This is a genomic window from Bacillus sp. BB51/4, from assembly GCF_008368845.1.
GTDB classification, from domain to species: domain Bacteria; phylum Bacillota; class Bacilli; order Bacillales; family Bacillaceae_G; genus Bacillus_A; species Bacillus_A wiedmannii.
This window is the reverse complement of sequence record NZ_QOSC01000017.1, coordinates 29,046-42,038: the sequence shown is the minus strand read 5'-3', so window position 1 is coordinate 42,038 and position 12,993 is coordinate 29,046. Positions and strand designations below refer to the sequence as shown.

14 protein-coding genes are annotated in these 12,993 nt (G+C 32.2%); 10 read left to right on the top strand and 4 right to left on the bottom strand.

What is annotated here, in order from left to right; translation table 11 throughout:
• Positions 1 to 25 precede the first annotated feature (25 nt).
• The 3 genes from DN392_RS23145 to DN392_RS23135 are packed head-to-tail and all read left to right on the top strand — an operon-like array spanning position 26 to position 1,524.
• Entirely contained in the window at positions 26 to 382 is a 357-nt protein-coding gene (locus DN392_RS23145) for a CidA/LrgA family holin-like protein (protein WP_000878480.1), read from the top strand.
• A 23-nt stretch (positions 383 to 405) separates the two neighbouring features.
• Positions 406 to 1,077: an LrgB family protein gene (locus DN392_RS23140; RefSeq protein ID WP_000242956.1), complete on the top strand. Its 672-nt coding sequence runs from the start codon at positions 406 to 408 to the stop codon at positions 1,075 to 1,077.
• Between the two features lie 21 nt (positions 1,078 to 1,098).
• Entirely contained in the window at positions 1,099 to 1,524 is a 426-nt protein-coding gene (locus DN392_RS23135) for a YfmQ family protein (protein ID WP_000214627.1), read from the top strand.
• Between the two features lie 22 nt (positions 1,525 to 1,546).
• Here DN392_RS23135 and DN392_RS23130 read toward each other — a convergent pair whose 3' ends face one another.
• Entirely contained in the window at positions 1,547 to 2,017 is a 471-nt protein-coding gene (locus tag DN392_RS23130; RefSeq protein WP_000359642.1) for a CBO0543 family protein, read from the bottom strand.
• Entirely contained in the window at positions 1,923 to 3,101 is a 1,179-nt protein-coding gene (locus tag DN392_RS23125; RefSeq protein ID WP_000286276.1) for a DUF2515 domain-containing protein, read from the bottom strand. Before DN392_RS23125 ends, DN392_RS23130 begins: the two co-directional genes overlap by 95 nt.
• A gap of 306 nt (positions 3,102 to 3,407) precedes the next feature.
• Here DN392_RS23125 and DN392_RS23120 point away from each other — a divergent pair, with 306 nt between their 5' ends.
• From DN392_RS23120 to DN392_RS23105, 4 genes are read left to right on the top strand one after another with little or no spacing between them, the layout of a single operon-like run.
• A complete protein-coding gene (locus tag DN392_RS23120) occupies positions 3,408 to 4,394 on the top strand; it encodes a UDP-N-acetylglucosamine 4,6-dehydratase family protein (RefSeq protein ID WP_000932620.1) in 987 nt (328 codons plus the stop codon).
• Complete coding sequence (locus DN392_RS23115; RefSeq protein WP_000739088.1) at positions 4,391 to 5,302, top strand: SDR family oxidoreductase; 912 nt, start codon at positions 4,391 to 4,393, stop codon at positions 5,300 to 5,302. Before DN392_RS23120 ends, DN392_RS23115 begins: the two co-directional genes overlap by 4 nt.
• A 25-nt stretch (positions 5,303 to 5,327) precedes the next feature.
• Positions 5,328 to 5,648, top strand: a complete 321-nt coding sequence (locus DN392_RS23110; protein ID WP_001014808.1) for a DUF6572 domain-containing protein — start codon at positions 5,328 to 5,330, stop codon at positions 5,646 to 5,648.
• Between the two features lie 48 nt (positions 5,649 to 5,696).
• Positions 5,697 to 6,761: an undecaprenyldiphospho-muramoylpentapeptide beta-N-acetylglucosaminyltransferase gene (locus DN392_RS23105; RefSeq protein WP_088321357.1), complete on the top strand. Its 1,065-nt coding sequence runs from the start codon at positions 5,697 to 5,699 to the stop codon at positions 6,759 to 6,761.
• 95 nt (positions 6,762 to 6,856) lie between these two features.
• Here DN392_RS23105 and DN392_RS23100 read toward each other — a convergent pair whose 3' ends face one another.
• Positions 6,857 to 9,577, bottom strand: a complete 2,721-nt coding sequence (locus DN392_RS23100) for an EAL domain-containing protein (protein WP_142292452.1) — start codon at positions 9,575 to 9,577, stop codon at positions 6,857 to 6,859.
• Between the two features lie 438 nt (positions 9,578 to 10,015).
• Between DN392_RS23100 and DN392_RS23095 the strand changes: the two genes are divergently transcribed.
• The 3 genes from DN392_RS23095 to DN392_RS23085 all read left to right on the top strand — a co-directional run bounded on the left by DN392_RS23095 (position 10,016) and on the right by DN392_RS23085 (position 12,071).
• Positions 10,016 to 10,831, top strand: a complete 816-nt coding sequence (locus tag DN392_RS23095; RefSeq protein ID WP_000898923.1) for an alpha/beta fold hydrolase — start codon at positions 10,016 to 10,018, stop codon at positions 10,829 to 10,831.
• A 30-nt stretch (positions 10,832 to 10,861) separates the two neighbouring features.
• The gene (locus tag DN392_RS23090) at positions 10,862 to 11,437 is read left to right on the top strand and encodes a histidine phosphatase family protein (RefSeq protein ID WP_064470356.1); all 576 of its coding nucleotides are present in this window, start codon (positions 10,862 to 10,864) and stop codon (positions 11,435 to 11,437) included.
• A 316-nt stretch (positions 11,438 to 11,753) separates the two neighbouring features.
• On the top strand, positions 11,754 to 12,071 hold the full coding sequence (locus DN392_RS23085) for a hypothetical protein (protein ID WP_064449181.1): 318 nt from the start codon (positions 11,754 to 11,756) through the stop codon (positions 12,069 to 12,071).
• Between the two features lie 92 nt (positions 12,072 to 12,163).
• Here the strand turns inward: DN392_RS23085 and DN392_RS23080 are convergent, their stop codons facing one another.
• Positions 12,164 to 12,802, bottom strand: coding sequence for a YczE/YyaS/YitT family protein (locus DN392_RS23080; RefSeq protein WP_061672289.1), 639 nt, complete (start codon positions 12,800 to 12,802; stop codon positions 12,164 to 12,166).
• Positions 12,803 to 12,993: the final 191 nt, after the last annotated feature.

Sequence of the window (12,993 nt, the reverse complement as noted above, 5' to 3'; positions counted from 1 at the left end):
ATGCATATTGAAATGAGGGAAAGAAATGAAGTACGTGACGCTTTTACTTCAAGTAGGCGTGCTATATGTATTTAGCATAGTTGGTACGTGGATTCAGGGAGTATTCCATCTATCAATGCCGGGAAGTTTAATAGGGATGTTAATGCTGTTTTTACTCCTTTCTACTCGTATTTTACCATTAAAGTGGTTTGAGGAAGGTGCGGAAAAGTTAATCATATTTTTACCGTTATTTCTAATTCCTTCGACAACAGGGCTGATGGAATATGGGTCTTTTCTTTTCAGTAAGGGGAGTGTTATATTCCTTTTAGTAGTTGCAAGCACGGTAGTAACTTTGATTGTTTCAGGGTATATAAGTCAATTATTAGTAACATCAAAAAAATAAAATCGACAAGGTGCATGATGCAAATGGTCTTAATTATTATTACTGTAGTAATGTATGTATTCGCGACAAAGTTATATAAAAAATTTACGTTTCCATTTACATTACCGGTGTTAACAGTTACAGCGAGTATGATTTGCTTATTTCTGATTTTTGGTATTTCTCATCATGAGTATAGAGAAAATGGGGGAGATATTCTTTCCGGTTTATTGAGTCCTGCAATTGTAGCGTTAGCGATACCTTTATTTAAAGAGCGAAAAATACTTATGAAAAACGTTTTGTCGATACTTATCGGCGTAGCGGTAGGTATAGTGGCTTTAACGAGTATGAATGTAGTGATTGGTGAGATGTTAAATATAGATAAGGAGCTCATATTAACAACACTGCCGCAATTAGCGACGATGCCTATCGCCGTTTCATTAGCGGATCAAATTGGTGGTATTCCATCTATGACTTCTAGTTTTGTAGTTGTTGCAGGAATAACAGGTGCTATTATCGGACCAACAGTACTTAAGCTTTTCCGAATAACAAGTACGATTGGAAAAGGAGTGGGGATGGGATGCGCATCACATATTATCGGTGTGAGCCGTCTCGTGAAGGAGGGCGAGAAAGAGGCGACGATCGGTTCGGTGACGATGATTGTAACCGGAATACTCATTAGTATATTTATACCTTATGGAACGAAATTTATATTTTAAAATGTAATGGAGATGGTGAAAATGACAACATGGTTTATAGTTACATTATTTATTTTTGGAGCTCTTAAAGTACTAGTTTCTAGTATGCCAACTTCTGTTGTAGAATCAATTATTAGTAGATTTGAATTGCATCAAAAACTTGAAGAAGAGAATACCTCTATATCGATAAATGGAAAAAATATAGAGGGGGAAATGAAACTACAAGTTATTCATGAATTTAATGAGGCTTTATTTTTAGATAAACATTATTTCCCACCGCACGGGGAAGGAACACCGATCGTTATTAACACGAAGAAAGGGAATAAAGAGATTAGGTTTTCTCTATATAGCCATGAGGAACATGTTGATGTAATCAAGCAATATAAGAAGAAAATCGTTGCCTACCGTTTACGTTCAAAAATTCTTCAAAATCCTGCATCATTAGCAATAACTGAAGATTATGCTTAAGAAGAGATCTATAATGGTCTCTTTATTTTTGTATGAAATGATATATTTTCCAAATAAAAGAAAAGAAAATCATATAGCCAAATAAAGAGTATGTATGATTCCAATCTACGCTATGGATAAAGAAACCGAATCTTTCAGCAACCTGTTCAAAAATGCTAGCACAAATACCTATTGAAACAATAAATAGCATTCTAGAAACTGCAGTTAATGTTTTTGAAATTTGTATGAAAATCGTTGTTAAAATCGGTAGTGCAAACAAAGTAAAACCAATGTTAACTGAAAATATGGATGAGAATGGTCTAACCGGAAAGGCATACATTTGTTTCGCGACAAAGAAAGCATCTAAGCAAGTTCCGATAATACAAGAGAGTAAGATTGTAACTGCTAATGCTAAAAAATCATTCTTCTTCTCGAAGGAGGACGTTTTTCTTTGCAAGAATGGCGAGTTCAATTTTTTCGAGCGTTTTACAGTAGTCTTCTGTAATTTGTCCATTTATATTTTCCTCCTTATCTACTAAGTAATTTACAACTTGCCAGTCCGTAAACCAATCTTCACTGTCAACTTCTTCATGCTTCATATCTCGCCATGCATAGATGAGTTCAGGACTGTATATACGATAAGCGCCACTACGCAACTGGCATTTTTTTATTCGACGCTTATAAAATTCACGGGAAAAAGATTCATTTACACTTGAAAATAAATGAGGCCAGTAATCTTTCCTTGATCCTGTATGTGGATGGTGCTGGGCCCAGCTTATTATTTGAGATAAAACATGTGTGTCTCGAAATAATAAGGAATACAACCTTTTTCCAATTAAGATTCGTTCGTGTAAGGAAGTGAAATGCTTCATTGTATCACCAAATAGTAATACTTTGTGTTTCTTATCATTTTCGTAGAATGGGAAAAGGATATGATTAAACTGAAAGAAATCAAAGAGTTTAAATCCAATACTATTAAGTACAGTCTTTTTAAATTGTATATTTTGAATCACTCTTTTTTCTAAGTAGTTTTGTTCATTAATAATAGTTGCAATGGCTAATGTTTTTTTGTTACCTGTTTTCCAAAAATCGTTCCACATCGTTTCCATAAATGTAGAAACATTTAGGTGAGGGAGAAGGTGAAATAGCTTTTGTGCTCTTTTTACACTTTGTTCGTAAAGCAGAAATTGAGGATATACATCTTGGAAAATAAGCCAATTCCCTCTTTCTAAAAAAGAAAAAAATGTGACTTGATCTTTCTCTGATAAAATTTTCGTATATAAATCGCCCTTTAAATCAGTCATATTCCAACCGCCGTTACGTGATACCATATGCCCAAGTAGTGCCCAATGTATTTCTGGATATTGAATGTAAAATTGGTAGTATGCGCGTGTTCTTGTAACATTATTTTTATTTAGCTGTTCTGTTTGTATTTTTATGTTGTTGATGATGAGTTGCTCTTCTTTCGTTAATTTATACATCGTGTCAGAATGAATGAGCTTGTTTTTTTGTTTCAATTCATTTTTTACATCAAATAGGGATAGAGGCAATGCTTTGGAAAGTCCGTTATCTGTATGATTTGAATTGCTTCGGTACATTCCATTACCTCCCTTTTTCATAAATTTAAACATGATTATTGGCTATGAATCATTCTATTTATTTTATTACGAGTATAAGAAATAAATGAGCGGTGTTTTTTACAAGGTATTTATTATGCAAACAGTATAAAAAATCTTACTGTTGTGAGGTGAAATGAAAAACAGAAACTATTTTTAATAGTTTCTGTTTTTTTATTTTGTCAATTAAATGTAACAAACGACGATTATGATTTGAATCAATTGAAAATAATTCAATACATTTTATAAATACTATATTAATTGAAATGTTTAGTAGGAGGAAAAGAAATGCTGAATAAAATAATTTTAATTACTGGTGGTACAGGTTCGTGGGGACGTGAACTTATAAAACAACTATTAGAAAAATCACCGAAAGAAATTAGGGTTTTTTCAAGAAACGAAACGGTTCAGTTTGAAATGCAGCAACAGTTTATAAATGATGATAGGTTAAAATTTATTATTGGAGATATTCGTGATAAAGATCAACTAGCCTATGCATGCCAAGGTGTACATTATGTATTCCATCTTGCAGCTTTAAAGCATGTTCCAGTATGTGAGTATTATCCTTATGAAGCTATAAAAACCAATATACATGGTACACAAAATGTAATTGAAGTATCTATACAGATGCAAGTTGAGAAAGTTATATATGTTTCAACGGATAAAGCAGCTGACCCATCAAATACGTATGGGATGACAAAAGCAATTGGTGAAAAGTTAATGGTTCATGCGAATATGCAAACGAAGAAAACAAAATTCATTTGTGTTCGTGGTGGAAATGTTTTAGGGACGAGCGGAAGTGTGGTACCACTTTTTAAAAAACAAATTAAAAAATCTTCAAAAGTAGGGATTACCGATGCAAATATGACTAGATTTTTCTTAACGATTGAAGATGCTGTTGGATTGTTATTTAAAGCCGTATATCAAGGTAGAGGTGGAGAAATCTTTGTTATGAAAATGCCGGCATGTAAAATAACAGATTTAGCAGAAGTGTTAATTGAAGATTCAAAAAAAGAAAACGTGAAGGTAAAAGAGGTAGGGATAAGGCCGGGTGAAAAATTAAGTGAAATGCTTTTATCTGAGGTAGAGAGTAAAACAAGTATAAGCTTTGATCAAAATTATTTTGTGGTACTACCGACTATTCCTATAGAAGGGCTGCAAGAATATTATGCTAGTTATCCGCTAGTGGATGTGAAGAGTTTTAGTTCTCAACAAGACTTACTTACAAAACATGAGGTGAAACAAATGCTAGAAAAAGGAGGGTTTTTACGATGAAAAAAAATGCGAGCCTCTTAATAACTGGCGCAAATGGCTTCACAGGGCGCCATGCTTGCCAATATTTTTTAGAGCAGGGCTTTCATGTAATTCCTATGTTTCAAAATCGTGCACATAGAGAAATAATTGGGAATGGTATTACTTGTAATTTAACTAATAAGAGCGAAGTAATGAAGGTAATGAAACAAATAAAGCCAGATTATGTATTGCATTTAGCAGGAAGGAATTCGGTCATAGAGTCTTGGACAGCTGCTCTTGAATATGTAGAGGTTAATGTAATAGGGACATTATATTTATTAGAAGCAATTAAGCAAGAAGTACCTCACTGTAGAACATTGGTTATAGGATCTGCTTTGCAAGCAGATAGTATGAACAACATAAAAATTTCAAATCCATATAGTTTAAGTAAAACGATGCAAGTCATTATTGCAGAGGCGTGGAGTGAATTAATGAATTCAAATATTATCATTGCAAAGCCCTCGAATTTAATTGGTCCAGGAGTATCGAATGGTATTTGTTCTATTCTTGCAAAAAAAATGATAACTATAGAGTCGAATAAAAGTGAAGCAATTATTGAAGTAAACAGTTTGAAAGATAGTAGGGATTTTCTAGATGTACGTGATGCGGTTAAAGCGTATCATGTGTTATTACGCGATGGAATAAATGGAAAACAATATAATATTGGATCAGGGGTAAAACGGTCTTTATTAGATGTAATAGAACAATACAAAGAATTAACACAGCTGAATTTTTCCATAAAAGAAGCAGAGCATAGTGGGAGCGAATCGAATGAGAGTTTAGTAATAGAAGATATAAAAAGGTTAGGTTGGGTCCCAGAAATTCAATTCCATCAATCATTAAAAGATGTACTCGAGTATGCGAAGTGTAGTGAAATCTGTATTCAATGAAAAATGAAAAGGATGTAAGAAATATATGAATGGCTATAAAACAATAGATAATCAAAATACGCTACTTCTTTTAATTGTTGATACGCTGGACTGGAAAGATGAGGAAGAGCATGTTTTGTGTATCTATGAGGCGATAAATAAATGTCGAGCCTATGTGGAAGGTAAAAAGGATGATTGGAAAAATCCAGTAATAAATACAGGAACTAGGCTTGTAATCCAAGTTTTTGCTCAGTATGAATGTAGTGAGTATGGAAAAGATTTTTATGATCTCATTAAAGATTTTTTGCAAGATATAGGATTTGAGTTACATGTTTATATAAATAATAGTAAGTTTACTTACATTTAATAGATTAGTATAAAACAAGATTTTTAATGATAAAGGTGGATAAAAATTATGAATAAAAAGATTCTCTTTACTGGGGGCGGTACAGCCGGACACGTAATGATTAATATGGTATTGATTCCTAAATTTATGAAAAAAGGGTGGGGAGTTGAGTATATTGGATCTCAAAATGGAATTGAAAAATTATTAGTTCAAAATGTTAAGTATAATAGTATTTCAACAGGGAAGCTTAGGAGGTATTGGGATTGGGAGAACTTTAAAGATCCTTTTAAAATAATAAAAGGTTGCATACAAAGTTATAAATTGATGAAACGAATAAAACCAGATGTTGTTTTTTCGGCAGGAGGATTTGTGTCCGTTCCTGTAGTAATAGGAGCGTGGATGAATAAAGTACCTGTAATAATACGTGAACCAGATAGTACGTTAGGATTAGCAAATAAAATAGCATTACCTTTTACTACAAAACTATGCACAACATTTCCTCAGACAGGAGAAAATGTAAGTAATGAGAAGAAGGTTTATGTAGGACCAATTGTAAGGGAAGAAATTGAGAGGGGCAACGTATTGCGGGGAAGAAGCTATTGTAAATTTCAGCAAGATAAACCAGTATTGTTAATTATGGGTGGGAGTCAAGGTGCTCAATGGATAAATGATATGGTAAGGGAAAGTTTGGAAACATTACTATTAAATTTTAATATTGTTCATATGTGCGGTAAAGGGAAGGTGGATTCATCTATTGGTATGGAAGGTTATATGCAATTTGAGTATATAGGGGACGAGTTGGCGCATATACTAAATATGGCGAGTGTTGTAGTTTCTAGAGCGGGTTCTACTGCTATTTCTGAATTGCTATTTTTGAAGAAACCGATGTTGCTTATCCCGTTAACTAACAGTTCCAGTAGGGGAGATCAAGTTTTAAATGCTGAATATTTTTCTCGGCAAGGATATGCGGAAGTTTTACTCCAAGACAGAATAAGTACGAATGTATTCATACATGCAGTAAATAAGTTGCATACAAATAAGGAGAGATATATTCAAAACATGAATGGATATAAGAAAACAAATGATGAGGGGATTCATCAATTAATAGATATAATAAATGAAGTGGTGAAGTAATAGAAATTTAAATAGTAAAAAGGAAAGAAGGTATCTTCTTTCCTTTTTACTATAGTTGTTCAAATTCATTATTACTTATCCAAATTAGCTATATACTATGGGTGAATACCGGTTTCTAATAGCTCAGTAAATGCATGAGTATGGATAGGTTTACTATAATAGTAACCTTGAATAAACTGACATTTATTTTTTTGAAGGAAATTCACATGTTCTTTCGTTTCTACACCTTCAGCAATGACAGACATTTCTAATGTATGTGCTAATGTGATAATCGTTTTAATAATTTCCATTCCATCTTCACACGTTTCAGACATTGTTATAAATTCTCTTGGGATTTTTAACGTATCTATTGGATATAAAGGTAAATACGCTAGTGAAGAATAACCTGTACCAAAGTCGTCGATTGAAATGTGAACTCCTAAACCCTTTAGTGTGCGGAGCTTTATCAATGTTTCTCGCTCATCCATCATTGCAATGCGCTCTGTTAATTCAAGGTCGAGAGAACTTGCCGATAAGCCTGTAGCTACTAATGTAGAAGAAATAGACTTTACAAAATCTTCTTGTTCAAATTCTTTAGCAGATAAGTTTACACCAATTTTTAAATGAGAATATCCGAGTGTGTGCCAACGTTTCATTTGCTCACAAGCTTGGTGTAACGTCCATTTTCCTATTGGAATAATTTGTAGTGTTTCTTCTGCAATCGGAATAAACTCGTATGGAGAAATAACGCCTAATTCAGGATGATTCCACCTGATTAGAGCTTCTGCACCGATAATTTTATTAGATTCACTATCAACTTGAGGTTGATACAAAAGGAACAATTCTTCATTTTGTATTGCGTTTGGTAAATCTTTTTCTAATCGTAATCGTCTTTCGATTTTTTTAGCGATTAGATCGTCATAAATAGAGACAGAGTTAAGTTTTTTTGCTTTCGCATCATACATGGCAACATTAGCGTTTTTCAAAAGTGTAGCGGTATCGATTCCGGAATGTGGATAAATAGCGATGCCGATACTAAGTGATAAAGTTAATGTATGCTCATGTATGACAAACGGTTTTTCTATGCATTCAAATAACTGGTTGCATAAATCGAATAAGGAATCTTCGTCAGTATAGTTTTCAATTAAGATTGTAAATTCATCACCACCGATTCTTGACAGATGAGTATGTGATGGAAGACATGATTGGAATCGCTTCGCTACTTCTTCTAATATGTGATCTCCTGCCGAATGTCCAAGTGTATCGTTAATTGCTTTAAAGCGATCTAAATCTAAATATAATAATGCAAACTCGCTTTCTATCGTTTTAGCATGTTTTATAATTTTTTTTAATTTCTTATGGAAAAAGGCACGGTTCCCAATTTTCGTTACAGTATCATGGAATGCTAAATACTTTATTTCTTCTTGTTGCTTTTTTAGTGCGGTAATATCTTTTACCATAATATAGCTTCCTGAAATTTGTCCGTCTATTATAATAGGGACGATGGTAACGTATAAAAAATAAGTAAAACCATCTTTATATTTAGAACTTAGTTGTAAGTATGCCGATTCTTGTTGTTTCACCTTTTCTAATGCAGATGTTAGTTTATGTTTGTCTTCGTCTAAAATAATTGAAAAACATGTTTCACCGAGTAACTCATCTGTTGGTGCCCCAAGTAGTATACTCCCGGCTTGATTTACATTTAAGAATACGCCGTGTAAATCAATTGTAAAAATAGGATCAGGGTGATATTCATATAACGATTTAAACTTTTGTTGTTTTTGAGATAGAGCCTCTGATTTATGAACTAAATCAGAAGTCCGTAAAGTCACTTTTTCTTCTAGTTGCGCATTAAATGCCTGTAAACGTTTTGTTAGGGAATTGTTTTGCATACGTACAATAGAATGACGAATGAGTACGAAAATGAAAGTAATACAATTTCCTGTAATGAGAGTTGAAGATGCTGTTTGTTCTTTTAATGTAAACCCGATTAGTATTGCAACAGCAAGATAGGGAAATACAACTAAAGCCTTTTTTCCTATTATAAGGTTAACAATGAAATAATTTTTATGGCTATTACGATCTGCTGAAATAGATCCAGCTATTGCAATAAACAATATAGGTATTCTATATAAAAGACGTAATAATGTTATCGTTTCAGTTGATAAATGGTTATTTAAGTAGAAATAAATATAGTTAAAAGTTGCAGAACTTATTAATACAAAAATAAAGATATAAATCTTCCGTTTAGAATTAAAAATTGTCGGACGGAAAAAGAGACTAACGCCTAGTAGAAGAAATAATAAATCTGCAATTGGATATAGAAATGAAAGGAAAACATCTCCTAGTGAAAGAGAGAATATATTTAAATTTGGTTGATTAAATAAATACCACTCTAATGTGAATATGGAAGTAAGTACTATACATATATCACAAATAAAGAACGCTTTTTCCCATTTATCGCATTCTTTTAAAATTTTATAACTGAAAGCGATAAGACAAAAGAGTAGAAAAAACATGTAAAATACATCAGAAATAGTAAAACGATGTATTGGAATTTCGAAGAAGCTATCTTGATATGTATATACTATTTTTCCTAATAAAAAACTCCCAATTGCTATTGTGATACATATCCAAAATGGATTTGAACTGACTTTTTTAGAATATATAGAATAAATTAGTGATACAAATGTAATGGCTTCAACGATAAGTGAAGCGAAGCGTACATCCGAATTTGAAAAATGAGTAGGGAACAGATAAAAAAATATAAAATAGATTGAATAGCATATTAATGTTCCGATTAATATACATAGTTGTAAATTTTTATTTAATTTCAATAAAATCACCTTCTTTAATTATGCACTATATTCGTAATATCTATACATAATAATATTATTTAAGAATTGTATCAGATTTCCTTGTAAAAATCTTGTTTATAAGGAAAGTATTGAAGAGTTTAATACTTCTTAAAATTGAAAAATATTGAGTTTGATAATATGTACTTCATCAAGATTTTAAATGGAAATTGTATATTTAGTCATCCTTTGAATTGTAAAGGTTTTTTAGTAATTTGTAAGTGGAGATGCACAATTGCATATAAAATGATGAGAATCCTCTTTTGTGCTGATCTTTTGATTGTTATAGGCTATTTTAAGTAAGGTTTTCATTTTTAATCTGAAAATTAACATTTGTAAAAATATTACAAAAGGATATAAAATAAGAACGTGTATTCTTACAGAGTGGATAGTATTTTCACTAAATAGGGAGGACTTTTTATGTTATTTCGAATGAAAGGTGCAGAAGTATACTATGAAATTGTGGGTGAGGGTAAACCAGTCATTAATATACATGGCTGTGCGCCGGATCATAGGTTAATGATGAAATGTATGGAATCAGTATTTCAAAAATATGAAGGTTATCAACGAATATATATTGATTTACCTGGAATGGGGAAATCGAATGCTCCAGATTGGATAAATAGTTCAGATCATATATTAGAAGTGTTAAATATATTTATTGAAGAAATCATTCCAAAGAAAGATTTTTTACTAGTAGGAGAGTCTTTCGGCGGATATTTAGCTAGAGGGATACTTTCAAAAATGTTTGAGAGAGTCAATGGATTATTATTAATATGTCCTGTGGTTGTTGCGCTGCAAAAAGAAAGACGTTTGCCGGATAAACAGATAATTGTACAAGATAAGGAGTTTTTAAATACGTTAACTTCTACCGAAAGAAATGAATTTAGGGAGTTAGCAGTGGTAGCAAATGAATATACATATAAGCGATTTAAAGAAGAAATTAAGCCGGGGTTAGATGTTGCTAATTATGAATTTATTGAAAGGTTGCAAAAAAATTATTCTCTTACTATGGAGTTTCACCGAAAGAAATATGAGAAACCCGTTCTTTTATTAGCAGGAAGACAAGATATATCGGTAGGTTATCGAGATGTTATAGAAATTATTGAAGATTATCCAAGAGCAACATTAGCGGTGCTTGATATGGCGGGACATAACTTGCAAATTGAACAGCCTGAACTATTCGAGAGTTTAGTAGGAGAATGGATTACACGAACAAAACAACAAAATTTATAAAAAACAAATGAATATTTTCAAGGAGGAAGTATGAATACATATATCTATATGGTTAGGCACGGTGAATCATCAAAATTAGAAGGGAGTGAAAGAACACGTGGTTTAACTGAAAAGGGAAGTTTAGACGCTCATAGAGTAACAGGCATATTAAAAACAGAGGGAATTGATACTTTCATTTCAAGTCCATATAAGAGGGCTGTGTTAACGATAGAAAAAACAGCCAATTTCTATGAAAAAGAAATATTAATATATGAAAAACTTAAAGAGTGTATGTTTTCCAGTGGGGATCAAGTTATATCAGATAAAGAGGTGTATCCGCTTGTAAAGAAGATGTTCTCTAATCCTGACTTTGCACTCATGGAAGGAGAGTCATATAAGGATTGTCAGAGACGGGTAGTGAAAGTGTTAAAGGAAATATTAATGGATTTTCAAGGACAAAAAATTGTAATTGGCACACATGGGCTTGTAATGACACTCATGATGAATTATTTTGATAAGCAATACGGGTTTGAATTTCTAATACATACATCAAAGCCTGACATATATAAGCTGGAATTTAATGATGAACAATTATTGAATGTAGAAAAATTATGGATAGGAGAATGAAACTGAATATATGGAGTGTGTTTTAATTCGTACTTATAAAATATACTTTTTTATAGAAAGCATTTTTATCAACTATTTTTAGAATGTTAAATTAATAAGTAATTATTCAATTTCTGAATAATATAAACGGAAGTTGGTTTAAGGAAACAATTTTAAGTTTGACGAAACTCCAAACGTTGGATTTATATTCAAACAGAGAAAAAGATGTAGAATTTTGTCTTACGGTCCCCGTTTACTTTTCATTTCATTACATATAGGCTTTGTGTTGTAAAGGGGAACATCATCTTTACACAAAATTTATAAGGAGGACATTGTGATGAAAAAGATTAAAAAGTTTGCGGGAGTTGCTTTAGCGGGGACGATTGGATTAAGTGGACTACTGTTTTTAGAACCAAGTGTAAGCGCTGCGGAAACCCAGCAGGTGAAAGAAGGAAATTTCAATGCAATTGATGTAACGATGAATCAAAGTGAATTTTATGTATTGAGTGGTAGAAGTATTGATATTCTTTCTGGAGATAAAGAAGCAATTCAGTTAAATAAATACACAATTCGTTTTAGTAAACCAGGGAAGTATGTAATTAAAGTAAATGGCTGTATTTATGACGATGTATATACTTTTATTGTGAATGAGTAGTATATATTCTGAAATTGTGAGATGAAAAAAGAAACACCCTATTTGCGGTGAGAATCGTAAATAGGGTGAATTTATTTGTATTAAGCTGTACTTTAAATATGTTCACTAACTTTCTCTTTGTTATGTAAAGTATGTAAGAGTGTTTGAAACATCTTAAATGATTGCTGAAAGATTGGACTTTGAATAAAGGTGTAAAGAAAAGTTACGATGAAAACAGGACCTCCTAGCATAAATCCAATAACTAGTACAACACATTCTACTATAATTCTAGCACGGCTAATAGACAGTCCTGTTTTGTCGGAAATAGTAAGCATGAATCCATCGCGAGGGCCAGCACCAATCCCAGCCGCAACATACATCCCTCCCCCAATACCTGTAATTGCAATACCAGCAAATAAAATGAGTAAGTTTATCCATAAATAATCACTAGCGTTTGGAAGAATGTTTGATTGTAAGAAAAAGTCCATAATGGGACCGATAAGTAGTGCATTTAAAAATGTACCCACATTTATATATTTTCGATTTACTAATAAAGAAATGAGAACGAGACATAATCCACATATGACACTCCACGTACCAATGGTCCATCCAAATCTTTGGTAGAGAGCCATATTTAAAACTTCCCAAGGATGTAAACCGAGAAATTTAACTTTGACTGCAAGGGCGTTTCCAAGGCCGAAAAAAATTAATCCTAAGAAAAAAAGAAAATAGCGAAAGAGAGTTAGCCTCATCTTTAAAACCTCCTATATTGTATAATTATGTATATTACATGTAAGAGTTTTGATGTACAAATATTACGACTTTTTAGCTGCTATTTAAAATTGCTAAAATACAAATGAAATATATATTCGCAGTCAAAAAAGTTAAAATATTTCGTTTTAAGGATTATAATAGAACGAGAAACATAAAAGGGAGTGAATGA